General features: G+C 70.9%; 21 protein-coding genes. 5 read left to right on the top strand and 16 right to left on the bottom strand.

All coding sequences use genetic code 11. The annotated features are described in order from the left end of the window. Nucleotides 1–15: 15 nt before the first annotated feature. Nucleotides 16–549 carry a P-loop nucleotide/nucleoside kinase family protein gene (locus tag KIK09_RS45125; protein WP_214325698.1) on the bottom strand — a complete coding sequence of 178 codons (534 nt, stop codon included), beginning with the start codon at nt 547–549 and terminating at the stop codon, nt 16–18. 58 nt (nt 550–607) lie between these two features. Here KIK09_RS45125 and KIK09_RS45120 point away from each other — a divergent pair, with 58 nt between their 5' ends. After that, on the top strand, nt 608–1,273 hold the full coding sequence (locus KIK09_RS45120) for a hypothetical protein (protein ID WP_214325697.1): 666 nt from the start codon (nt 608–610) through the stop codon (nt 1,271–1,273). 13 nt (nt 1,274–1,286) lie between these two features. Here KIK09_RS45120 and KIK09_RS45115 read toward each other — a convergent pair whose 3' ends face one another. Then, nucleotides 1,287–2,318 (bottom strand): hypothetical protein, encoded by a 1,032-nt coding sequence (locus tag KIK09_RS45115; RefSeq protein WP_214325696.1) that lies wholly within the window; start codon nt 2,316–2,318, stop codon nt 1,287–1,289. A 242-nt stretch (nt 2,319–2,560) separates the two neighbouring features. On the opposite strand from KIK09_RS45115, the gene KIK09_RS45110 reads away from it, so the two are divergent. Then, entirely contained in the window at nt 2,561–3,574 is a 1,014-nt protein-coding gene (locus KIK09_RS45110; protein ID WP_214325695.1) for an MASE1 domain-containing protein, read from the top strand. Between the two features lie 30 nt (nt 3,575–3,604). Here the strand turns inward: KIK09_RS45110 and KIK09_RS45105 are convergent, their stop codons facing one another. After that, entirely contained in the window at nt 3,605–4,210 is a 606-nt protein-coding gene (locus KIK09_RS45105) for a TetR/AcrR family transcriptional regulator (protein ID WP_214325694.1), read from the bottom strand. Between the two features lie 107 nt (nt 4,211–4,317). Between KIK09_RS45105 and KIK09_RS45100 the strand changes: the two genes are divergently transcribed. Then, nucleotides 4,318–5,547, top strand: coding sequence for a glycoside hydrolase family 113 protein (locus tag KIK09_RS45100; RefSeq protein WP_250574780.1), 1,230 nt, complete (start codon nt 4,318–4,320; stop codon nt 5,545–5,547). A 334-nt stretch (nt 5,548–5,881) separates the two neighbouring features. On the opposite strand, the gene KIK09_RS45095 is transcribed toward KIK09_RS45100, so the two are convergent. Further along, on the bottom strand, nt 5,882–6,424 hold the full coding sequence (locus tag KIK09_RS45095) for an LGFP repeat-containing protein (protein ID WP_214325693.1): 543 nt from the start codon (nt 6,422–6,424) through the stop codon (nt 5,882–5,884). 190 nt (nt 6,425–6,614) lie between these two features. Between KIK09_RS45095 and KIK09_RS45090 the strand changes: the two genes are divergently transcribed. After that, a complete protein-coding gene (locus KIK09_RS45090; RefSeq protein ID WP_214325692.1) occupies nt 6,615–7,073 on the top strand; it encodes a DUF2871 domain-containing protein in 459 nt (152 codons plus the stop codon). On the opposite strand, the gene KIK09_RS45085 is transcribed toward KIK09_RS45090, so the two are convergent. The 5 genes from KIK09_RS45085 to KIK09_RS45065 are packed head-to-tail and all read right to left on the bottom strand — an operon-like array spanning nt 7,070 to nt 12,903. Beyond that, nucleotides 7,070–7,954: a DUF1028 domain-containing protein gene (locus tag KIK09_RS45085; protein ID WP_214325691.1), complete on the bottom strand. Its 885-nt coding sequence runs from the start codon at nt 7,952–7,954 to the stop codon at nt 7,070–7,072. The genes KIK09_RS45090 and KIK09_RS45085 overlap by 4 nt on opposite strands. After that, complete coding sequence (locus KIK09_RS45080) at nt 7,951–8,937, bottom strand: LLM class flavin-dependent oxidoreductase (protein ID WP_214325690.1); 987 nt, start codon at nt 8,935–8,937, stop codon at nt 7,951–7,953. The genes KIK09_RS45085 and KIK09_RS45080 overlap by 4 nt, the downstream gene beginning before the upstream one ends. Further along, entirely contained in the window at nt 8,937–9,479 is a 543-nt protein-coding gene (locus KIK09_RS45075; protein ID WP_214325689.1) for a YybH family protein, read from the bottom strand. Before KIK09_RS45075 ends, KIK09_RS45080 begins: the two co-directional genes overlap by 1 nt. Then, nucleotides 9,479–10,696 (bottom strand): metal-dependent hydrolase family protein, encoded by a 1,218-nt coding sequence (locus KIK09_RS45070; protein ID WP_214325688.1) that lies wholly within the window; start codon nt 10,694–10,696, stop codon nt 9,479–9,481. Before KIK09_RS45070 ends, KIK09_RS45075 begins: the two co-directional genes overlap by 1 nt. Beyond that, the gene (locus tag KIK09_RS45065) at nt 10,693–12,903 is read right to left on the bottom strand and encodes an alpha/beta fold hydrolase (RefSeq protein ID WP_214325687.1); all 2,211 of its coding nucleotides are present in this window, start codon (nt 12,901–12,903) and stop codon (nt 10,693–10,695) included. Before KIK09_RS45065 ends, KIK09_RS45070 begins: the two co-directional genes overlap by 4 nt. A gap of 103 nt (nt 12,904–13,006) precedes the next feature. On the opposite strand from KIK09_RS45065, the gene KIK09_RS45060 reads away from it, so the two are divergent. Beyond that, nucleotides 13,007–13,840 (top strand): MerR family transcriptional regulator, encoded by an 834-nt coding sequence (locus KIK09_RS45060; RefSeq protein WP_214325686.1) that lies wholly within the window; start codon nt 13,007–13,009, stop codon nt 13,838–13,840. On the opposite strand, the gene KIK09_RS45055 is transcribed toward KIK09_RS45060, so the two are convergent. The 7 genes from KIK09_RS45055 to KIK09_RS45025 all read right to left on the bottom strand — a co-directional run bounded on the left by KIK09_RS45055 (nt 13,837) and on the right by KIK09_RS45025 (nt 23,269). Continuing rightward, nucleotides 13,837–14,502 carry a response regulator transcription factor gene (locus tag KIK09_RS45055; protein ID WP_214325685.1) on the bottom strand — a complete coding sequence of 222 codons (666 nt, stop codon included), beginning with the start codon at nt 14,500–14,502 and terminating at the stop codon, nt 13,837–13,839. The genes KIK09_RS45060 and KIK09_RS45055 overlap by 4 nt on opposite strands. Continuing rightward, nucleotides 14,499–15,617, bottom strand: a complete 1,119-nt coding sequence (locus KIK09_RS45050; RefSeq protein ID WP_308164690.1) for a sensor histidine kinase — start codon at nt 15,615–15,617, stop codon at nt 14,499–14,501. The genes KIK09_RS45055 and KIK09_RS45050 overlap by 4 nt, the downstream gene beginning before the upstream one ends. A gap of 76 nt (nt 15,618–15,693) precedes the next feature. Next, nucleotides 15,694–16,890 (bottom strand): alpha/beta hydrolase family protein, encoded by a 1,197-nt coding sequence (locus KIK09_RS45045; protein WP_214325684.1) that lies wholly within the window; start codon nt 16,888–16,890, stop codon nt 15,694–15,696. 136 nt (nt 16,891–17,026) lie between these two features. Continuing rightward, entirely contained in the window at nt 17,027–20,314 is a 3,288-nt protein-coding gene (locus tag KIK09_RS45040; protein WP_214325683.1) for a beta-galactosidase trimerization domain-containing protein, read from the bottom strand. Next, a complete protein-coding gene (locus tag KIK09_RS45035) occupies nt 20,311–21,123 on the bottom strand; it encodes a carbohydrate ABC transporter permease (protein WP_214325682.1) in 813 nt (270 codons plus the stop codon). The genes KIK09_RS45040 and KIK09_RS45035 overlap by 4 nt, the downstream gene beginning before the upstream one ends. Further along, on the bottom strand, nt 21,120–21,980 hold the full coding sequence (locus KIK09_RS45030) for a carbohydrate ABC transporter permease (RefSeq protein WP_214325681.1): 861 nt from the start codon (nt 21,978–21,980) through the stop codon (nt 21,120–21,122). The genes KIK09_RS45035 and KIK09_RS45030 overlap by 4 nt, the downstream gene beginning before the upstream one ends. Continuing rightward, complete coding sequence (locus KIK09_RS45025; protein ID WP_214325680.1) at nt 21,977–23,269, bottom strand: extracellular solute-binding protein; 1,293 nt, start codon at nt 23,267–23,269, stop codon at nt 21,977–21,979. Before KIK09_RS45025 ends, KIK09_RS45030 begins: the two co-directional genes overlap by 4 nt. Nucleotides 23,270–23,330 lie beyond the last annotated feature (61 nt).

Raw genomic sequence — 23,330 nt, 5'->3', positions numbered from 1 at the left:
GCCTGACACCCACGCCTACCGCCGTACCCACCCGGCGAGAGCACGGACGTCCACGTCCCTGCTGGTGTCGACGCTGTACGTGTGACCGAGGTCGAGTGGGCCCGCGTCCCGCTCCATCGCTCGCCAGGAGTGCTCGTCGAGCGGTGCGCCATGGTGGATCGGATGGCGGGAGGGTTCGCGCTCGATGTAGCGTCGCCGGGCGACCTCGAGCGGGACGACGCATCTGATCTCGTGCGCGGCCGAAGCGCCCGCGCGCCGCAGCCCTTGGCTGACGACGGGGCGGAGGGCGGCCGGCCAGTAGCTTTCCAGCACGGCGCCCACGGGCGAGTCCGCCAGCAGGGCGAAGAGGGTTTCCGATGCCGCGATGCCGAGCTTCCTGCTCCATTCACGCGGCGTGAGACCGGCAGGCGGATCAACGCCCAGATGGTCGGCCAATGTCTCCTTGATCTGGTCCTTGCTGAACAGCGGGAGCCCGAGTTCGACAGCCAGAGGGCGGGACAGCGTGGTCTTGCCCGCGCCGGGGAGGCCGTTGACCAGGACGACAAGCATGGGGCGGTTGCTGTTGTTTTGGGGGCTGGAGCGGGTGGGGGGACGTACACTGCGCGGCATGGGTGATCTTCCGGTTTACGATGTCGTGCTGTTGCCGCCCGCGGGTGTCGCGGCGGCGGCGGTGGGGTTGAGCCGGCGGTGCGCGCAGGTGGCCGGTGTCGAGTTCGTCCTGGCCGAGGAGGGCGCCTATCCGCATCTGTCGTTGTTCATGGCTGTTTTCGGCCCCGAGCAGCGGGAGACGGCAGAGCAGCGGCTGGCCGAGATCGGACGGCGGACGCCGGTGATCGAGCTGCGGGGTGATCACTTCGCGGGTAACGAGCACGGGATGTTCGAGCTGTTCTACGACAAGAGCGAGGCGGTCACCGCTCTGCAGGAGGACGTGCTGGGCGCGGTGGCGCCGCTGCGGACCGGATGGCGGGAGCGGGACCCGGTCGGGCGCGTCCTGGCCGACTACCGGGTCAGCGCCCCCGCGCTCGCGCGCGACAACCTCGAACGCTACGGCTATGACGAGGTCGGCGAGCTGTTCCGCCCGCACATCACCCTGACCCGCTTCCAGCAGCGTGATCACCGGGTCGACCCGGCGGACCTGCCCCCCGCGCAGGACTTCACGGCGGCCTTCGACACACTGGCGCTGTGCGTGATGGGGGAGCACGGCACCTGCACCGAGATCGTCGCCCGATTCATGCTCACCGGTGACGCGGTCGGCTCGGCCGCGTCCCGGTGAGCATGAACGCGCGTCAGCGGAAGTCGGAGATGCGGAACACGGCCATCATGTCCTTGGTCCTGACGCCGGGATAGAAGGACGCCTCGGCGCCGACCCAGCCACGGAAGGCTCCGCTGTCGTCGATGATCTGCAGCAGCGGTTTGATGTGCGAGTTGCCCGAGTAGCAGAACGTCTTGCTCTCCATGGCCAGGCAGGTGCACCAGTGCCACAGGCTGTCGCGGCGATCGTTGTTGGAGATCCTGACCAGGTAGTACTGGATGGAGCTGACGTTCGCCTTGGTACCGCCGCCGAAGTTGGGGCAGCCGCCCGACTTCTGGCAGGCGCCGGGGGATGATGGCTGCAGGTACGTCAGGCACCAGGTCGTGGTGGCGCAGTTGCGGAAGGCCGACTGCTTGAAGGCCTGTCCGGCCGAGTTCACGAGGTGACCGCCCGCCCAGGAGACCAGGTCCTGCTTGAGGACTCCGGCGAAGGATCGCACGGAGCTCATCGCGCGGCGGGTGCTGAGCGGGGCGTTGCTGCCGTAGCCGTACCCGTTGGTGGCCAGGGTGCCGCCCGCGAACTGCAGCCGGGCCAGCTTGCCGTCAGGCGACACCTGCACGCGCCACTTCTCGGTCCAGGCCTGGGCGATCTTCCACCTGATGCTCACCACGTCGCCCGCCACACTGAAGGTCCCGGTGCGTGACTCGTCAGGAGCACCCGTGAAGCCGGCCGCGGTCAACACGTCACAGGCGCGCACGCGGGTACTGGAGCCGCCCGCCTTGGTCGCGCAACTGGAGTCAGGGACGACACCGGTGGCCTGCCTGCCCTCCGGGTTGCGCTGCCACCAGAGATAGTTGTTCGCACTGACCGTTCCGTCGGGCTTGAACTGGTAGGTACCCAGCCGCACCCAGTTCTGGGTGGACGCAGCGCGCAGGAAGCCCTGCGACACCACGAAGTTGGCCTTTCCTCCAGGCAGGGACGACTGGCGTGGTGTGGCGCCGGCGGAGCTCACCCCGGTGACTAACAGGGCAAGCGCCGTGAGCACGGCGGTGAGAGCTGCGCGCACAGAGAACCTCCTCGATTTCGGTCTTCGCCGATTCTTGCTTACTCGGCCACTTGACGTCCGTCAGTTTGACTTTCGGCCACGGTCGAGATCCACGAGGACCGACATGCATGCCGTCTGAACTGCTCTTATCTCGCGAGTCACGAAGCGATAAGGTGGACGGAGCCTCGATCTGACTAGGACGGGAATCGCGCATGATGGAGGCTCTGCGGGGGCAGAGCACTCGGCTTCGCGGGCTTGCTGTCGTGAGCCTGCAGATCCTCATGGTCGCGGCCGCCTACCTCGTGGCAGCCAAGCTGGGGCTCCGGCAGGAGCTGGTTCGGGGGCAGGTGACGCCGCTGTGGCCGCCCACGGGCATCGCCCTGGCGTGCCTCCTCCTTCTGGGCCTCCGGATCTGGCCGGGAATCACGCTGGGCGCGTTCCTGGTCAACGTGGCGATCGGGCCGACGGCCTTCGCGGTCGTGATGATCTCCGTGGGGAACACCCTCGCTCCGGTGTGCGCCTACCTGCTGCTCACCCACGTGGGTTTCCGTCTCACGCTCGACCGGCTGCGGGACGCGCTCGCGCTGGTGTTCCTCGGCGCCCTGGTCGGGATGCTGGTCAGCGCCACCATAGGGGCCGGTGCCCTGGTGCTGTCCGGCGCGCTGGAGCCGGCCAATTTCTGGCCGACGTGGTCGGTGTGGTGGACCGGCGACGCGATGGGCGTGCTCGTGTGCACGCCGCTCCTGCTGGTGATCCGTCACACCTACCGGTCGCTCCCGGGCGTCACGCTGTCGCGGTGGGTGGAGGCGGTAGCGCTGCTCGTGAGCATCACCGTCGTCACGGTGATGGCGACGTCGAGCTCCATCAACCTGCTCTTCCTCGTCTTCCCGTTCCTGATCTGGGCGGCGCTGCGCTTCGAGCTCGTCGGGGCCGTGGTGTGCGAGCTGCTGGTGACGACGATCGCGATTCTGTCCGCCGCGCACGGTTCCGGCCCGTTCGCCGAGCACGACCTGTTCACCAATATGGTCACGTTGCAGGCGTTCAACGGGTCGGCGGCGCTGACGGCGCTCCTGCTCGCGGCGATCATCGCCGAGCGGAACCACGCTCACAAGAACATCAGGCAGGTCTGCGACCGGCTCACCGAAGTGATGAGCCGGATCGAACGTGGCCAGGGCCTGGACCAGTCGTCCCCTCCACAGGGGGAGACCGCCCAGGAGATCAGGCGCATTCTCGGGCGCTCGCCGCGCCCGACGACCCGCGCGGACGGCGAGCGCTGACGCGGTCGATCATCATGAGTACGGCCCGCGTCAGCCCGTGGCCGGGCCGCGCCGCCGTACCAGGGGCAGGTAGACCTCGTCGACGATCTCGACGAGGACGTCGTCGGGCGCGGTCGGGACGCCGCGGATGACGAACTCGTTGCGCAGCAGGACCATGGCCACGGTGGCGACCCGTGGGTGGAGCACTTCCGGGGCCACCTCGCCGCGCGCGACCGCGCGTCCCAGGATGGTCAGCCAGGGGGCGGCCGCGGCGTCGCCGGACTGGTCCTGCAGTTGGGCCAGGAGCTCCGACGCGCCTCCGGCCGCGGAGAGCAGCTCACGCAGGATCGCGCCGAGGGGGGAGCTCCAGTAGCGGTTGGCCTGACGGAGCAGCTCCAGGACGTCGCCCCGGAGGCTGCCGGTGTCGGCGGGCGTGACCGTCGTGGTCAGTTGCCGATAGGCGGCGATGCCGAGCGAGAGGCGGTTCGGCCAGCGGCGGTAGAGGGCGTTCTTGTTGGTGCCGGCGCGGGTGGCGACCTTGTCCATGGTCAGCCCGGCGTATCCGGACTCGGCCAGCTCGTCCGCCGCGGCGCGCAGGATCGCCTCCTCCAGCGCGGCCCCACGTCGCCGCGTCTGCCCGGCACCCGGCTCCTTCATCGGACTCCTCTGATCGATACCCGCCGTACCTTCCCATCTTGGTTGCAAAGCCTGAACCGCAGCAATTAGGGTACGTCGAGTACCTTAACGAGAGAAGGGCGCGACACGTGCGAGCCAAAGGCATCAGTTACGACACCGGTTTCGTCTACAAGGGAGCGATCGGCCACGAGAACTTCGACGCGGAAGTGGTCGGGCGCGAGCTGCGCATCATCCGTGACGACCTGCACTGCACCGCGGTCCGCGTCATGGGCGGTGATCCCGGACGGATCGAGCTCGTGGCGGCGCTCGCCGCCGACCTCGGCCTCGAGGTCTGGTTCTCTCCCTATCCGCTCGAGCTGACCGCCGACGAGATGCTGTCGCTGTTCGCCGACTGCGCCGAACGCGCGGAGCGGCTCAGGCGGCGGGGAGCCGAGGTCGTGTTCGTCGCCGGCGCCGAGCTGAGCCTGATGAACCAGGGATTCCTGCCCGGCCACAGCACCGACGAGCGGCTCGAGCTGCTGAGCAGGCCGGATCGCGTGCGCGAGCACATCGGCCAGGTCAGCACCCGCGTCAACGACTTCCTCGCCAAGGCGGTGTCAGTCGTCCGTGAGCGCTTCGGCGGCAGGGTGACCTACGCCTCCGTGCCGCTCGAGGGCGTCGACTGGGCGCCCTTCGACATCGTGTCCGTGGACCTCTACCGGTCGGCCGAGATCGCCGACCGCTTCGCCGACGGCATCCGTGGTCTCGTCGCCCAGGGGAAGCCGGTCGCGATCACCGAGTTCGGCTCGGCCGGCTACCAGGGCGCCGGCGACCGGGGCGCGCTGGGTCTGGAGATCGTCGAGTACGACGCCGTCACCCGCGCGCCTGTGCGGTTGACGGGCGAGTACGCCCGCGACGAGGCCGGTCAGGCCGCGTATCTGCGCGAGCTGCTCGAGGCGTTCGACGCCGGAGGCATCGACAGCACGTTCGTGTTCACCTTCGCGCTCTACGACCACCCGCACCGCCCCGACGGGGATCCCCGCGACGACCTGGACCTGGCCAGCTACGGCATCGTCAAGGTCTACGAGGACCGCCGCGGAGCCACCTATCCCGACCTGCCCTGGGAACCCAAGGCCGCGTTCGCCGCCCTCGCGGGCTATTACGGGAAGAACTGGCGCGCGTCGCGGCGCGAGCCATCAGATCTAGCGAGGGGACTGCCGGGTTTACCCGGCAGGGGAATCGCTTCCTTGATACGGCTTCTTTGTTCGAAACGGGCAGGGCTTGTCCGTCGCCTACCTCAGCCGAGGGAAGCGAGAAGCTGCTCCCTTCAGGGAGTGGAGGAGTCACCAGCAGGTACCGGTCCTCGACGACCGACCTGAAGAACCCGGTCCGGTTGCCCCGGGTGAACAGCACGTCCTCGGCCCGCATGCCGCCTGAGCCGGGCCGTACATCCGGGTGGGCCGTGCGCAGCAGCCGCGCGAACACCCCTCGCGCCCGATAGAGGAGCCGCAGCCAGCCGGGCGCCCACCCCATCGCGCCGGCGACGAACGTGCGCAGGTCGACCGCGGCACGCACCGCCAGGGTGTCCGTGAGGTCCCCGGTGTCGATCAGAGCGTGCAGGGCGGTGAAGTCCGTTGCCATCATTCTCCTTTTAGAGAGCTCTCTCTAAAAGGAGTACCCGGCCGCCTGGACGGGCGGCCGGGGGCGTGGCGGCTAGCTGGAGGTGGCCGACACCCAGATGGTCCAGCCCTGGCGGCAGGTGTCGGCGGGGAACTTGTTGTCGCAGCCCATGACGGTGAAGCTGACCCGCTTCCCCGCGCCGGGGTAGACGACCAGGCGGCCGTTCGTGCGCGGCTGGTCCTTCAGCTTCAGTACGCCGCGCAGCCCGCCGCTGAGGGTCACCTTGACGTAGTCGTAGTTGAAGGGGGTGCTCGGTCCCCAGCGGAAGACCAGGCCGTTCCTGCCGCCGACCTTGGCCGAGTAGGCCGCGACCATCATCTTCGGACCCTGGTCCGGAGACCAGGCGATCTGGCCGTCGTCGAAGTTCTGCCTCCGGCCGTTGCGGTTGGGTACGCCCCTCTCCTCGTCGGTGGGGCAGCCGATGATGGCGTTCTCCCCGCCGAGCGACTGCCAGTAGTCGCCGATGAGCCCGTACGGCTGGATCGAGCACGAGCTCGCCGAGGCGGGGTGGGCCACGAAGGCCGACCCGGCCACGACCAGCGCGGTTGTCGCCGCTACGCGAAGTGTCCTGTTCATGTCTTCCTGCCCTTCAGAGACGATCTATGTCCGAAGGTAGGCAGGGCTGATCGTGACGGCATGAGTACGGGTTACTCATTTGCCCGCAGTGGTGATTTGTCGGGATTGCGGAATTGGATCGTGGTTCGATACGGTCTCGACGCATTCGGACTGGGGTCCATCATTCCTGCGCGAGAGTGAAGGTCAGCACATGAGGAAGATCCTCAATATCGCTCACGTTTACATGATCATTGGAGTGGTCAGCGGCCTGTACTACCGCGAGCTCACCAAACTGAACGACTTCACCGGCGACACCCAGCTCGGCGTCGTCCACACGCACCTGCTCGCGCTCGGAATGCTGTTCTTCCTCATCGTCCTGGTCCTGGAGAAGCTGTTCTCGCTGACCTCCAGCCGGCTCTACAACTGGTTCTTCTGGATCTACAACGCCGGCCTCGTGCTGACCGTGGCCATGATGACCCTCCACGGAACCCTGACGGTCCTGGGCCGCCCCAGCGGCGAGGCCATCGCGCTGGCCGCGGGACTCGGCCACGTCCTGCTGACCGTGGGCCTGGTCCTGCTGTTCATCACCCTCGGCAAGCGCATCCCCGCCAAGTCCGCGCCGGCAGGCGACCAGGTGCCCGCCGACGCGGCACAGCAGCCGGCCGGCTAACCGAGGACGCCTTGTTCACGGAGCCGGTCAAGGAAGGCGCCCAGACCGGGGTTGGCGGCCACGGCCCTGGTGCTCGCCTCGTCCGCCTCGGAGCGCCGGCCCGCGCGGGCGAGCACGATGGCCGACCACATGAGCGGTTCCGCCTGCCCGGGCAGCAGCTCCGCGGCGCGTGACAGCGCGGACAGGGCCTCGGCCACCTCGGCGTCCGTCGGCGTCCTGTCACCGCTGACCACGCCGGGCGTGAAGATGACGCCGATGTCGGCGTAGGCGTGGTGCAGGCCGAGCAGCCGCCCGAGCTCCCGCAGCGGGTCGTCGTGGTCGTCGACCCGGAGGTCGACCTCCACCCCGGCGATGGGCGGCTCGGCCCTATCCGCCGCCACGACGTACAGGCTCGCCGACTGCCTGCCCCTGGCGTCCCCGCCACCCTGCTCGCCCGCCCGCAGGGCGGCGAGCAGCCGATGGGCGAAGTCTCCGTGCGCGTCGAGATAGGCCTCGACCATGGCATGCGGGATGCCCGCGGCGCCCAGCATGTTGCCCTGCGCCGACACGCCGGGCCCTGTCGCGTGCTCCGCCTCGGCGTAGCAGTGCCGTCCTGTGTGTACGGCGAGTGCGCCCGCGGCGTCGACCATCGCCACCTGGCGCTGGCCGCGATCGGGATCGGCCGCCAGGAGCCGGTCCAGCGCGCCCTGCGGCGAGTGCCCGGCGGCGAGCAGGTCGAGCCCGCGCGGGCCGTAGGCCGGGTCGACGAACGCCTGGGTGGCGATCGCCCCCACGCCGGCCCTGGCCCAGGGGGCGAGCCGTCCGACGCCGAGGAAGTGCGAGGCCACGGCGACGCCGAGCCGTCCCGTGTGCTCGTCGCGCGCGACGATGGAGAAGGTCATCGCGCACCGGCCGACGGGATCACGTCCGCTGCCAGCCGTTCGACCAGCTTGTCGATCGGCTGGTCGGGCGGGAAGGCGAGCGCGACCGCGTCCGCTCCCGCCTCGGCGAGGTCGGCGAGCCTGCGCGCGCAGTCGCCGGGCGTGCCCACGACGGCCAGCCGATCGAGCCACTCGTCGGGGATGTCGAGGATCGCGGCCTCGATCCCCCGTGCGGCCAGCGCCTCCGCCTCGTCGGCGATGCCCTGCACCTCCGACATCGGGTTGCGGGGACCGCTGAGCAGGTACAACCCGAACAACTCACGCAGCGCGGCCCGGGCGGCGTCACGGTCGTCATCGATCATGCACAGCGCGTAGACCACCACGCGGTGGCCGGCGCCGGCTCCCGCCTCCGCCAGCCGTTCGCGGGCCCACCGCACGTAGTCGGGGCCCGCGAGCACCGACAGCACGGTGCCGTCCGCCTCGGCCGCGGACAGCCGCAGCGCCTTGGGGCCGCCCACCCCCGCGTACAGCGGCGGCGGCGTCGCCGGTGGGTGTTCGAGCGTGACGTCGTGCGCGGTGAACGAGGCGAACTCGCCGCTGAGCGGGTCGCCTCCGAGGAGGGTGCGCAGCCCGCGCAGGGTGTCACGGACCGCGCCGAGCGGGGAGCGGGGGCGCAGTTCCATCGCGTCCAGCCATTCGGGCACGCCGAGGCCGACGCCCGCGCGCACCCTGCCGGGGTGCAGCCCGGCCAGGGTGGCGATCTCCATCGCGGTGACCGCCGGGTGGCGGGTGGTGGCGGGGACGATGCCGATGCCGACAGGCAGCCGCGTGGTGGCCAGGAGCGTGGCGGCGGTGGCGAAGGCCCCGGTGAAGAAGTAGTCCTCGCCGAGCCAGAGCTCGTCCAGATCGGCACGCTCGGCCGCGGCGGCCGCCGTCAGGATGTCCTGCGGCGACTGCGAGCTGCCGAGCACGAGGCCGAGGGAGGGAAGGCCGGCCCGGCTCATCACGCCTCCCGCGCGGGCAGCGGCTGCCACGGCACCCAGCCGAGACCGCGTTCCCGCATGGTGTCGGTGAAGCCGGGCCTGGGCTCGTCGTCAGGCGGGAGCGGGCTGATGTGGGTGTGCCACATCCGCCACTGCGGGAGTCCTTCGCCGTTGTCGCGGTGGTAGATCTCGGTGGCGCGCACCAGCAGCGTGTTCTTCGTGTCGGGAGCGTGCTCGCCGTCGGACAGCCCGATCTCGTCGATCCTGGCCTCACAGGCCAGCCACGCGGTGTCGCCGCGCACCTCCAGGCGCATGATCCGCACCTCCGGCGTGCCGACGAAGTCCTCGCTCGCGCGGTAGTGCTGCCAGAGCGCCACCTTCTCCCGCATGTTGAAATAGGGGTGGCCGTTGAAGTTGAACATCAGATACTCCTCGCCGGGCGAGGGGAACACCGCGGCCATGCGGGGGATGTCGTAGCCGATGTTGGACTCCCACCACTCCCGGTTCAGCCGCAGGATCTCCTCGATGTCCTCAGCCGGGGCGGTGCGCGTCATGAACTGCATCAGTGCTCCTCGTTGCTGTTGTCGAAACTCGCCCCGCCTACCAGCACGCCGTCCTGATAGACGGCCTCGATGCGGTCGGCGAGGCCGGCGAAGTCGAGCGGGTCACCGTTCACGACGGTGAAGTCGGCCCGCATGCCGGGCCGCAGGGTGCCGATCTCGTGGTCTGCGCCGAGCAGTTCGGCCGCGGCCGACGTCGCGCTGCGCAGCACCTGGGCCCGGTCGAGACCGGCCGATGCCAGGGCCTCGAGCTCGTCGAGGTTGCGGCCGTGCGGGGAGAACCCGGAGTCCGAGCCCATCGCGATCCGCACCCCCGCCGCCAGCGCGCGGCGCAGGTTGGTCTCGTGCACGGCGACGGCCTCCCTGGCCTGGGCCAGGCTGTCCGGATCGGCCGAGGAGACCTCGAGGAACGCGCGCGCCGCCGTGAGCGTGGGCACCAGGAAGGTGCCGTGCTCGACCATCAGGGCGATGCTCTCCTCGTCGATGAACACGCCGTGCTCGATCGAGGCGACCCCGGCCCGTACCGCGGCGATGATCGCCGCCGGTGCGTGCGCGTGCGCCATCACCCGCAGGCCCGCCGCGCCGGCCTCCTCCACCAGGGCGCTGAGCTCGTCCTGGCGGAGCTGGCAGTGCCTGGGGTCGTCGCGGGGCGAGCTGATGCCGCCGGAGACCGCGACCTTGACGACGTCGGCGCCCGCCCTGACGATCTCGCGGACCACCCGCCGCAGCCCGACGGGACCGTCCGCCACGGCGTCGGGCATGCCCGGGTAGAGCGGGAAGTGCCAGCGCGCGTCGGTGCCCGACAACCGCCAGGGGTCGGCGTGGCCGCCGGTCGGCGAGATCATGGCGATGGCCGTGCGCACTCTGGGGCCGCGGACGACGCCGTCGGCGACCGCCTGCGCGATCCCCGCGTCCGCGCCGCCGGCGTCGCGGACGGTGGTGATGCCGAGGTCCAGCGTCGTGGCCAGCGTGCGTCCCGTCTCCAGGAAGCGGCGGGAGAGCGGGGTGTTCATGAGCCGCAGCGGGTCGAGCGTCGGCAGCGTCACGTGCGTGTGGCAGTCGATCAGGCCGGGGATGATGCCGCGCCCTGAAACGTCCACGACGGACGCGTCCTGATCGGCGTGAGCGCCGATACGGCCGCCTTCGACCACGAGGTCGCCGATCACGGGCGGCGCTCCCGTGCCGTCGTGCACGGCCGCCCCGCGGTAGACCGTGGTCACGGGTGCCTCCGCAGGTGCTCGGTCAGCAGCGCCGTCAGGTCCTGCGGCGCCTCGTACATCGGCAGGTGGCCGACCCGCGGAAGGATCTCCAGTCGCGCTCCGGTGGCCTCGGCGAACCCGGCGGACTCCGCCGGCGGGCAGGTGCCGTCGAGCTCCCCGACGACGACCAGCGCGGGGCAGCGCAGCCTCGCCTCGGCCCGCTCCGTGTCGGTCGCCGCGGCCGCGCGCCAGATGGCGATCGTCGTCGCGGCGTCGTTGCGGCTGAGGTCGGCGATCGCCTCATCCGCGGCCTCGGGTACGGCTACCGCCTCGGCCGCGGCGTGGCGGCTGAGCGCCCGCTCGGGGCCGATCTCGACGATGTCGTCGATCAGGGTGCCCTCCTCGGGGTCGGCGGGGCGGAAGGCGCCGCCGACCGTGACGAGCGAGGCGGCCAGGTCCGGGTGCCGCGCGGCCAGTTCGACCGCGACGGCCGCGCCCGCCGACGCGCCGACCAGGTGTGCCCGTGGCACGCCGAGCGAGGACAGGACGCGCGCGCAGTCCTCGGCCCAGCTGTCGACGCCGTACGTGCCTGATCGGGTGGACTCCCCGTGACCGCGCAGGTCGAGCGCGATCCATCCCCGGTCAGCGGGGAGCCGTCGGGTCACCAGGCGCCAGCAGCGGGCCGACAGGTTGGCCGGGTGCAGGAACAGGACCGGTGCCGTCCCGTTCTGGCCGCGGCGCAGCAGGACGGACAGGTGTCCCGTCGCGGTGTGGACGGTCCGCCTCTCGATGTCGTCGGCGCTCTCGCCGAGCAGCCGCCGGCTGGCCGTGATGGCGGGCTCCTCGCTCGACAGGTCGAAGCCTCGGTTGGCAATCAGATAGGCCCCGCCGGCGACGAGCAGTCCCACGGCGAAGGCGATGTCCAGGCCGCCGAGCGCGGGCACCGCCGCGCCGGTGTAGAAGCCGGTGGACATGAAGGGGATCATCGCCGCGAAGCCGAGCCCGTAGGCGGCCAGCCCGGCGGCGCCCCACCGGCCGTAGACGCCGTTCTGGTCGAACAGCGCCGCGATCGCGTAGCGGCCGCGCCGTACCCAGTAGTAGTCGACGAGGTTCACCGCGGACCAGGGCACCAGCAGGTACAGCACGATCGTGACGAAGTCATTGAAGGTGCCGAGGTAGGCCGCGGGCATGGCCAGCGCGATCAGGTAGGCGCACACGCCGCCCGCCACGATCCCGATCACGCGGGCCCGCACCGAGAGAGTGATGGGCCGGAACCCGGCCGCGATGCTCACGCCCGACAGCATCGAGCCGTAGAGGTTGACGCCCATCAGGGCGATGGCGCTCGGCACCAGGGTGACCACCACGGCGAACGTCCCGAAGCCGGGGAAGAGCCGGTCGCCGATGTCCTGGAGGTTCGGCAGCGCGTCGGCGACCGGCACCGCGGAGGCGATGAACGAGCCGAGCGCCATCAGCCAGATCGCGGACGCCGCCGCGCCCAGATAGGTCCAGCCGACCACGGACCTGGTGGAGGTGGACGCCGGCAGGTAGCGCGAGTAGTCGGAGACGAAGACCGCGTACCCCAGCTGGTATCCCGCGGCGGCCACGAACTGGACCAGCATCGCGGCCACCGTGTCCGGGTGCCCGGTCGGCTGGGGATGGAGGTGGACGAGCGCGAGCACGGTCAGCACCACGAAGACCGGGCCCACCAGGTACGACAGCCACCGCAGCACCGCGTGCAGCAGGTCGTGGCCGACGATGGCCAGGAACGTGGCGAGCACGACGACGAGCGCTCCCCACAGCAGCGAGGGGCCGGGCAGCACCATCGAGATCGCCTGGCCGCCGAGCACGACGCCGAACACGCTGAGCCCCACGTAGAGGAAGATCGCCGCGGCCATCGGCAGGGCCGCGCCCTTGACGCCGAACTGCGCCCTGGACTGGATCATCTGGGGCAGGCCCATGGTCGGGCCCTGGTTGGCATGGAAGGCCATGAGGAAGGCCCCCGCCAGCGCGCCCAGCGCGCCGGAGGCGATGGACCAGCCCACCGACAGGCCCTGGGCCGGCCCGACGAAGCCGACGATGACCGTGGAGACCACGAGCTGGCCGGTGAACCAGAACGGCGCCTGGTGCCAGGCCTTGCCCCGGCGTTCCGATGGGGGGATGTAGTCGATGGAACGGACCTCGATCTTGTCGAGGAATCGCGTGGGCTTGGAGACAACGTCGCTGCTCAAGGGCATCTCCACTGAGGAGCGTAGGAACAGTGAGGGGAAAGCTACAAAAAAATTGCAGGTTTGTCGATAGTCGGTCCCCTGCGTCCCGCTAAACTCACCAGCCATGACGTACCGCACGATCGGCGAGGTCGCCGCGGCGGTCGGCGTGAGCCCGCAGACGTTGCGGGTCTGGGAATCCCAGGGGCTGCTGGTTCCCGATCGCAGCGGCGGGGGGCAGCGGCGCTACACCGACGAGCATCTGGCGCGGGCGCTGCGGATCGCCGATCTACGCCGCAGGCGCGGCTGGAATCCTGCGGCGATCCGCACGTCCCTGGCTCAGGAGTCCGCCGCCGACGGCGGCAGGCGCCACTGGGACAACCACTCGATCCGTAACGCCAGACGGGCCAGCGGGCTGTCTCTGAAGGAGCTCGCGGAGATGGTCGGAGTGTCGCCCGCCCATCTGGGCGCGGTGGAGCGCGGCGACACCGGCGTCTCCACGCAGCTCATCATGCGCATCGCGGACGCCCTGCTGGTGCCGCCGAGCGCGCTGGCCACGTTCCACGCCCGGGGCACCATGGTCGTGCGTCAGGACGAGCGTGCTCGCGGGCTGTTCGCGGGCGGGGTGGTCTGGGAGGAGCTCACGCTGCCCGGATACCGCCTGGAGTCCTCGCTGCTCACCGTGCCGCCGGGCGAGGCCAGCCACGGCGCCTACGCCCGCCCGGGGGAGTCGTTCGCCTTCGTCCTGGCCGGTCAGCTGCGGTTCACGCTGCCCGACGCCGAGGAGATCCTCCTGGCGGAGGGCGATTCGATCATCCTCACCGCGCAGACCTCGTTCTCCTGGGAGAACCCCGGACAGGAGCCGGCGCGGGTGCTGTGGGTCGAACAGCTGGAGGCGGGCGCGTGGGAGCACGCGAAGGCCACCAACATCGTCCGCTCGGCCCAGCCTGACGAGCGCTAACCGGTCGTCGGCCGGTTGGGGGTGACCAGGCCGCTCTCGTAGGCGTAGACGACGGCCTGGGCGCGGCCGTGCAGGCCAAGTTTGGCCAGGATCCTGTTGAGATGCGACTTCACCGTCGCCTCGGCCAGGCGCAGGTGCCGCGCGATGTCGGCGTTCGACAGGCCGCGCGCCACGTGCAGGAGCACCTCCAGTTCGCGCGCGGTGAGGCCGTCCGCCCGCGGGCCCGGCCCGCCGTCGGGCAGATGTACGGCGAAGCGTTCCAGCAGCCGCCGGGTGGTGCTCGGCGCGACGACGGAGTCGCCCGAGTGGACCGACCTGATGGCGCTGAACAGGTCCGCCGCGGGCGCGTCCTTGAGCAGGAAGCCCGACGCGCCCGCCTTGATCGCGGCGAAGGCGTACTCGTCCAGGTCGAAGGTCGTCAGGATGAGGACCTTGGGCGCCGCGGCGCCGGTACGGATGAGGGCGGCCGCCTCGAGGCCGGTCATCCGGGGCATGCGCACGTCCATGAGCACCACGTCGGCCTCGACCTGGTCGAGGACCTCGATGGCCCGCGCGCCGTCGGCGGCCTCGCCGACCACGTCGAGGTCGGGCTGGGATCGCAGGACCAGCCGGAACCCGGCCCGCACGAGTTCCTGGTCGTCCACCAGCACGAGCCGGATCATCCGGCGTGGCCGGCGGGCATGCGGACCGACACGTGGAAGCCGCCACCGGGCAGGGGCCCGGCGTGGAGGTCGCCGCCGTAGAGCGCGGCCCTTTCGCGCATGCCGGCCAGCCCGTGGCCGCCCGTGACCTGAAGCGCGGGTGCTCCCCGGCCGTCGTCGGCGATGTCCAGCCTGATCTCCTCGGGGCGAAGGTCGACCTCGACGGTGGCTCGGGTGCCGGGCCCGCCGTGCTTGAGGGCGTTGGTCAGTGCCTCCTGCACGATCCGGTAGATCGCGAGTTGCAGCCCTTCGGGCAGTGGCCGTGCAGGGCCGTGCAGGGTGAGGTCTGTCGGCAGCCCGGCCGTGCGGATCTGATCGACGAGGTCGCCGAGCGCCGCCAGCCCGGGCTGGGGAGCGTGTGGCTCGTGTGTGCCGGTGTCGTCGCGCAGCACGCCCACCAGCCGCCGCATCTCGGCCAGTGCCTGGCGGCCGGTGGCGGAGATGGTCTGCAGGGCCTGCGCGGCCAGGTCGGGTTCTGTGTGGAGGGCGTATCCGGCGCCGTCGGCGTGCAGGACGATCACGCTGACGTCGTGCGCGACCACGTCGTGCAGCTCGCGGGCGATGCGGGCCCGCTCGGCCGCGGCCGTGATGAGGGCCTGTTGCCTGGCCCGCTCCACCAGGCTGTGGACGTAGCGGCGGCGGGTGCCGGCCTGGATGCCGGCGATCCAGATCGCGACGACGAAGACGGAGAAGGCGGCGTACTCCTTGGCCAGCACGACCAGGGATTCGTCCGGCCGGAGCACCAGGAGGGCGATGCCGAGTTCGGCGACGGCTCCGGCGGCGATCGCCCAGCGCAGCCGGCTTCGTGCGGCCACGCCGTACATCGCGATCAGGACGGCGCCGTTGGCGGCGAGCAGGCCGAAGCCCGCCAGCCACCCGGCCAGGCTGGCCAGCGCCACGACCGCGAAGACGGCGACGGGGTGGCGGCGGCGCCGGGCGAGCGGGACCAGCAGCGCCGCGTGCAGGGTGAGCATCGCCCAGGGGTCGCCCACGGCCGGGCTGAAGTACCTGATCTGGATCACGCAGCACAGCGCGAGCAGCGCGATGACGAGGGCGTCCTGGTGGCGGGCGAGCACGGGTTCTACGTTAGGAAGCGATCTCCTGCGCTGCTTCCGCCTGGAGGCGGAGATCCGCGTGCAACCCAGGTTGCACTCACGGGATGAGCTTCACCTCGGGATAGGCCTGGCTGGGGCCGTCGAAGAGGGGGCTGTGCCGTCCGCGCAACTGCTGGTCGAAGAAGGCGGTGAGGTAGGCGCGCTGGGCGGCGATCGAGCGGGCCGGGTCGATCGTGCCGATCAGGTCGGTGACGGGTACGTTCGGCAGCCTGCCCGCCAGCTGGGGGAAGATCGCCTGAAGGTCGAAGAAGGAGAAGTGCTGTGTCCCCGCGAAGCGCGCCTCGCGCTTCCAGCCGGTGGAGGCATCCCAGAAGCTCTTCCAGGTCGGCTCGCTGCTCCGGGTGGTTGGCCCGCCCGCCACCTGCAGGAACGGCTTGGTGACGCCGCTTTGCGCGACCGGTCCGAGCATGATGCCGTCGAGGTTGGCGCCCGCGTCGACGCGCCTGTCGTCGTGCACGAGCTGGGCGGCCGTGGCCCCGCCCATGGAGTGGCCGAACACCCCGACATGGGTCAGGTCCAGGGAGCCGCGCAGCCCGGCGGGCAGCGGCGCGTGGTCGGCGTCGGGGTCGTGCCCGCGGTCGAGGCGCGCCAGCTCGTCCAGGACGAACCTGAGGTCCGCGACCCGCGCCTCGAGCAGGACCTTGAAGAGCTTGGCCTGCTCCTGTTCGTTCCGCACCGGAGGCAGCTCGTCGCCCGCGACCCGGCCTCCGGGGAACTCCACCTGGTCAGGCTCGTAGGTGTGGTCGACGGTGACCACGGCGTAGCCGCGGCTGGCCAGCTCCTCGACCAGGACCGTGCTGAGCGTGCGCGGCGCCTGGAACCCTGGCGAGAACAGGACCACCGGCAGCGCGCCCGCCCGCCGCTCGACCGGGGTGCGGACCCCGGCGTGCGTCTTGGTCGCCGCCCAGTCCACCTCGCCGGGCTTGATGCCGAGATCGGCGGCCGTGTCCTTGTCGAAGCCCGCCGCGGCCAGAGGCGGCATCTGGGGCGATTGCCCCGGCTCGCGCGCGGGGTACCAGATGCTCACCATGAGCTCCCGGTACGGCCGCGAGGTCACCACCGGGTCCCGCCTTGACCGGTCCACCAGGTGCAACGCGACCGTCCCGACGGGGTACCGGCCGGTGGGCGCGGGCAGCGTCACCCGGATCGCCTCGGCCGGCCGTACGGCTGCCGCCGCCGGTGTGGCGGAACCCAGCACCAGCGCGGCGATCGCCAGCAGTGACCTCGTCCTCATGCGTCATCTCCTCGTAGCTCGTTCCTACGAAGAGCCTTCCAGCGAGCTTCCCGCCGTCCTTCGTCCTCGATGACGAACCGCGCTTGGTGCGGAAGGTGGGCTCCACGGCGCCACTGCACCACCCGGTGGACAACTTTCAGAAACTCAGTCGCACCGGGCCGAACAGGCCGCTCACGCGCTGGCCCTTCCCGATGAAGTGGGTGGGGCTGTTCTCGTCCATGTGCGGGCCCAGCGTGCCGAGGACGAGGATCTCCAGGCTGCTCTCGGGGGCCTCGAGGTCCAGGTCGAAGGCGTACGGCGAGCACACGCGGACCCCCTGGGACCGGCCGTCCACGAAGACCTCCGCCGTGCCGCGCACCCGGCCCAGGTCGAGCCTGGCGGGGCCCCGCACGGTGACCGTGGTCCGGTAGCGGACGCCGCCGCTGAAGCCCGCCAGCCCCTGGGACTCCCAGTCGCCCAGCCGCATCCGCCCGGCCCCGCAGGCGAATCGGATCGGCCCGCCCAGAGTGGGGTGGCCAGGGGGAGTGGTGATCTGGAGTTCCACGCGTGCCGGCGCCTGACCGGGCAGCCAATCCACTACCCCCCAGGCGGGCACGGTCATGCTGGTCGCTCCCGGCGGCACCTCGACGACCAGTTGCTCGGTCCGTTCCTCCGCTCCGGGAATCGTGAAGACGGCGGGCAGCGAGGTGTCGCGGCCGTCCAGCCACCCCGCCTCAGGGAGCGGGTGAGGGCGGGGAAGCAGGTGCAGGGCGGCGGGGTCGCCGTGCTGGCGGCGGCGGACCGTGGCGTCCTTCCAGTGCGGTCCCGACACGGCCGCGCCGTCGACCAGGACGCGGCCCTCGCCCTCGATCCGCAGCGTCCCCGCGGGCACCTGGTAGCGGCGCACCCGGGGGATCTCCGCCTCGGCATAGGGGTCGAAGCCGCCCTGGCGGCCCACCTCGGCGCCGTCCACCAGGATCCGGCACTGGCCCAGGGAGGCCACCTGGAGCAGGCCCGCCGAGGTCCGGACCTCCATGGCCGGACCCTCGATCCACTCGGGCCGGCGCACAGAGTCCGGATATTTCGTGAACGAGACGTGGGCCCGCAGCCACACCTCCTCGTCCGGCACGAACTCCACCAGGTACGACCCCCCGCCCACCGGCGAGGCGCTCACCGCCAGGTACCCGGCGTCGTCCAGGACCACCTCGGCCCCGTCCACCCACACCCGCTTGACCCCCGCACCCCCCACGACCAGCCAGGAACCCTCGGCGACCGCCACGTCGGCCATGAACCACGCCGACCGCCCCGCCTCCACCCGCCCGAAGTCGAGGAACTCCTCCGGCACCCGCCCCTTGGGCCCCAGCGTCTCCCGGTGGATCGGATCCTTCAGCATCCCCCGCGAGGACGACCACACCGCCTCCCGCCACTCGTCCGACGTCCGCACCAGCCCCCTGGCCGCGAACGTGGCGTGCACGCCGCCCACCGACCACCGCTCGACCCCGGAGGACCCGAAGTCCCCCCACGTGTCGTCGATCGTCTCGACCAGCTCCACGTCCCACTCGTCGCCGAGATCGGCCACCTCCCGGTGGTCCGCGGGCGCCGGCCCGGGCGGGACCTCCTCACCGGTGAAGAGCAGCAGCGCCGCGGGCCCGTCGTCGAACGGCACCCGCACCTCGACCGCCCCATCCACGATCTCGTACGGCAGGCCGCGCGCATCCCCGCCGAAGGGCGAGACGAGCAGCGGAGTCCCCGAGACGTCCCGCACCCGGACCGTCATCTCCCGGGCGTAGCGTGCGGGGTCGAAGTCGACCACGGCGTCCAGCCAGCCGAGCTCGACGCCCCGCTCGTCCGGCCTGCCGACGCTGACCTCGCTCGCCCTGGCGGCCGCCGTCAGGAACACCACGGTCGTCCCGTCCACCTCCCGTACCAGCGGCGTCACCGCCGCCTCCACCCGGGGGACGTGGTCCGTCAGAGCCGCGGGCAGGTCGCGTGCCTCGGCGACGAAGCGGGCACCCTCGACCGGCGCGGTCTCCACGGCCACGAGGATCCCGCCCGCCCGGGCGAACTCCGCCAGCCGTGCGGCGACGTCCTCGTCCAGGACGGTCACCGCGGGCAGGATGACCACGCGGTACGACTCGGTGGAGACGCTCAGGCGCCCGCCCCGCGCCGTGGCCCGCCGTAGCGAGTCGTCGTCGATGACGTCGAAGTCCAGGCACAGCCGGTCCAGCACCCCCGGCCGGGCGTCGAACCAGGTCATGTCCCCGACGATCTCCCTGTACACCCGCTGCGCCGCGGCGGCCTCGGCGGGTGCGGACTGCGCGGTCGCCGTGGGGTGCAGGACGGCGACGTCGCACAGGTGCCGGCCCAGGGAAAGCGCGGCGCACAGCCGGGTCACCGCGTCGGCGAAGACCCGGTGGTGCCGCCAGTACGGCTGGCGCCAGTCCGTGGCCGGCGGCGCCCACTCCCACCAGGAGGCCTTGGTCGAGTAGTAGACCGCGTGCGGGTTGTAGAGGGTGGCGCCGGCGCGCAGCCACGGCAGGAGCCAGTCGAAGGTCTCCTCGAGAGTGCCGCCCCAGCCGCTGGAGTGGAAGGCCTCGATCCACACGCGCGGCCGGCCGTACAGGTGGGCGAGGGAGGAGTGGAGGTGGGCGTCGCCGTGGTGGTCGGAGCCGGGGGCGGTGAACCAGCGGTGGGTGCGCGGGTAGTCGGCGTACAGCTCGACCCCCTCGACAGGGTGCCCGGCGCGGGCCGGGTCCTGCTGGTCGCAGCCGTGCAGCAGGCCGTGGCGGGCGTGCCAGTCGTGCAGCGGGCGGAAGAACGCCTCCTCGGCCAGCTCGGCCCTGGTCCGCTGATGGTCGCGGCCCGGGGAGAACGGGCGCCCGCGGCGGGACTCGTACTCGGCGGCGAACGTGGCCGACCAGGTCGGGATCGACGGCAGCTCGTCCTGGAACGAACCCACGATCACCCGGCCGAACCAGTGGCCGAGGCGGCGTTCGAACTCCCCGTGGACGCGGTCGATCAGCGCGGCGCACGCCGTACGGGACAGGTAGTCGAAGCCGCGCAGGGAGACCGAGCCGTCGGCGGCCAGCCACTGACCAGCGAAGGCCGGGTTCTCGGCCACCAGGCGGGCCTGGATGTCGGCGCCCGAGAAGCCGAGCTGGTCGTAGAACCACAGGAAGGCGCCCAGCTCGAAGGCGTCGGCGCAGACGCCGTCGAGCAGTTCCCACCAGGCCTCGGAGAAGAACGGCGGGTCGTCGGCGGCCGAGCCGAACAGCGGCCCCGACGGCGCCAGGTTGAGGATCACCAGGTTGTGCACCCCGCCCGCGACCAGGCGTTCCAGCTGCCAGCGCAGCCGATCGCGGCGCAGCGGCTCTCCACTCCACCACCAGATCGCGGCCGGGGAGTGGCTGCGCGGCGGGTTCCTCAGGACGTCGAAGAGGTTCATCCCTTGAGCCCGGTGGAGAAGCCCTTGATGACGTAGCGCTGGAGCAGCAGGAAGATCACCACGATCGGGAGGGCGCCGAGCACCAGCCCGGCGAAGACGAGACCGTAGTCGGAGACGTACTGGCCGACGAAGGCGAAGACGCTCACGGGGATCGTCTCGAAGCCGGAGCCGCCCAGGTAGAGCAGCGGCGTGAAGAAGTCGTTCCAGATGAAGACCGCGTTGAGGATCAGCACGGTCCCGGTGATCGGGCGCAGCAGCGGGAAGACCACCCGGGTGAAGGCGGTCAGGTGGGAGGCGCCGTCGATCTGCGCGGCGCTGGCGTACTCGCGGGGGAGCGCCCGGATGAACCCCGTGTACAGAAAGATCGTGAAGGGAAGCTGGATGCCGGTGTAGAAGAGGATCATTCCGGCGTGGGTGCCGAGCAGCCCCAACCGGTCCACGAGCTGGTAGAGCGGGATCATCCCGAGCTGGAACGGCAGGATGATGCCCAGCAGGAACAGGATGTAGAGCCCGTAGCCCCACCGGCTCCTCGCCCTGGCCAGGAAGTAGGCGGCGAAGGACCCCAGCGCGATGAGCGCCACGAGGCTGACCGCGGTGATGATCGTGGAGTTCATCAGCGACGGCCCGAGCGCCGCCGCCGTCCACGCCTTGCCGAAGTTGCCCAGGGACGGCGGCGACGGCAGCGACAGCGGCGAGCGCGAGATCTGCCCCGGATCCTTCAACGACAGCGTCACCAGCGCGTACACCGGGAACATGAACGCCACGGCCACCGCCACCATGACGATCTCCAGCGCGAACGTGCGCCTCACTGGGCCACCTCCCGCGACCTGAGGTAGTACACCTGCACCAGCGACACCGCCGCCACGAACAGCGCGAGCACCAGCGCCACCGCCGTGCTGTAGCCGAACTTCCCGAACACGAACGCCTGCTTGTACAGCACCGTCGACAGCGTCTCCGTGGCGTATCCCGGCCCGCCGTTGGTGGCCGCGAAGACCTGGTCGAACAGCTTCAGCCCGCCGATCGTCGAGAGCATCAGGTTGACCGTCAGCGCCGGGGCGAGCAACGGCCACGTCACGTAGCGGAAGCGCTGCCACGGCCCCGCCCCGTCGATCATGGCCGCCTCGTGCAGCTCGTACGGCACGCCCTCCAGCCCGGCCAGGAAGATGACCATCGAGTAGCCGGCGTACTGCCACACCACCATCCCGGCGATCGACCAGAGCGCCACCGACGGGTCGCCCAGCCAGTCGACATGCAGGCCGAGCAGCGCGTTGAGGCCCCCGGCCGGGTCGTAGACGTACTTCCACAGGAACGCCACCATGACCGGCGAGACCACCACGGGCGCGAAGAACACGACCCGCAGCAGTGCCCTGCTCTTCAGCTTGGCGTTGACGCCGAGCGCCAGCAGCAGGCCGACGCCGTTCTGCACGACCACAATGGCCACGGTCAGCAGCAGCGTGTTGCCGATGGAGCCCATCGCCTGATCGTCGCCGAACAGCGAGCCGAAGTTGGCCAGCCCGACGAAGCGCATGTCCTGGCCGATGCCGCTCCAGTCGGTGAAGGCGTAGACGACGCCCGCGACGCTCGGATACAGCACGACGACGGCGTAGACGAGCAGCGCGGGCGCGGCGAACAGCCACGAGGGCGACAGCGCGTTGAACCGGCTCACTTCTGGTAGGCCTCGTCCATCTTCTTCAGCGCCTCGTCGATCGTGGACTTGCCCGCGAGCAGGTCCTGCACGACCGCGAAGTGCACCGGCTGCACCTCGGCGTTGGGCCAGCGCTGGTCCATGAACGGCACGGCCCGGTCCTTGGTGAACGGCAAGAACGATTTAACTGCCGGGTCGATCGTGGACGAGGCGTCCTGCGTGAGCGGGATCGCCGCGATCGCCTTGGCCCACCGGTTGATGCTGTCCTGCCTGCCCAGGAAGTCGATGAACGCCTTGGCCTCGGCCAGGTTCTTCCCCTTGGCGTTGGCGCCGAGCCCGACCACGACCCCGGCGGGGATCCAGACCTTGGCCGCGTCGTCGGCGCCGGGCAGCGGGAACATCGACAGGACGTCGGGCGAGGAGGCCGCCTTGCGGAAGTCGGGCAGCACGGCGGAGACCTGGATCGCCATGCCCGCCTTGCCGGTGGCGACCATGGAGATCTGCTGCTCGAAGGTCGTCCCGTTGGGCTTGTCGTTGAAGAAGCCGCGCTTCTGCAGCTCCAGGTACATCTCCAGGGCCTGCTTCCACCCCGACTGGGCGAAGGTGGCCTGCCCGGCCAGCTGCTTGTCGTCGAAGGTGGGATCGTTGGCGTACACGGTGGAGGGCACCAGCGCGTAGGTGATCAGCTGGGTCACCCACGGGGTCTGCGCGCCCAGCGCGATCGGCACCTTGCCCGCCTTCTTCAGCTTGTCGCAGACCGCCAGGAACTCCGTCCATGTCGTGGGCGGCGCGTCGATGCCCGCCGCCTTGAAGACCTCGGTGTTGTACACGGCGCCGATCACCGACGCCCCGGCCGAGAAGATGTAGGTCTTGCCGTCGAGCTGGAAGGCCGGCTTGAAGCCGGCGGGGATCGTCTGCGTCCAGGCCTGCTCCGACAGGTCGGCCAGCAGGCCCGCCTTGGCGATCTGGGTCATCGACATCGCGCTGCCGTTGCCGGGGTAGACCACGTGCAGGTCGGGGCCGTTGCCGGCGCCCAGCTGGGTGCGCACCGAGGTCTGCACCTGGTCGGTGGGGGCGAACGAGGTGGCCAGCGTCACGTTCGGCTTGATCTGCTTGTAGGCGGGGACCAGCTCGTCCATCGGGGCCTTCTGGTCGGCCACGCCGACGAAGCGCAGCTGGACTCCTGTGCCCGACGCTGACGTGGTCTGCTGCCTGGTCGAGCAGGCGGTCACCGCGGTGGCCACGGCCAGGCCGCCCATCATGCGGAAGAAGTGGCCGCGGCTGAGCTTGGCGGCGCGTAGGTCGTTCATGGGGTTTCTCCTCCGAAGGTGTGGTCCCCCGAGCTATGCGAACGTTTTAATGAAGACCATG

Origin of the sequence: Nonomuraea sediminis, from assembly GCF_018531495.1 — a bacterium.
Lineage (GTDB): Bacteria > Actinomycetota > Actinomycetes > Streptosporangiales > Streptosporangiaceae > Nonomuraea > Nonomuraea sediminis.
The sequence above is the reverse complement of the archived record's forward strand: the minus strand, read 5'-3'. Positions and strand labels throughout refer to the sequence as shown.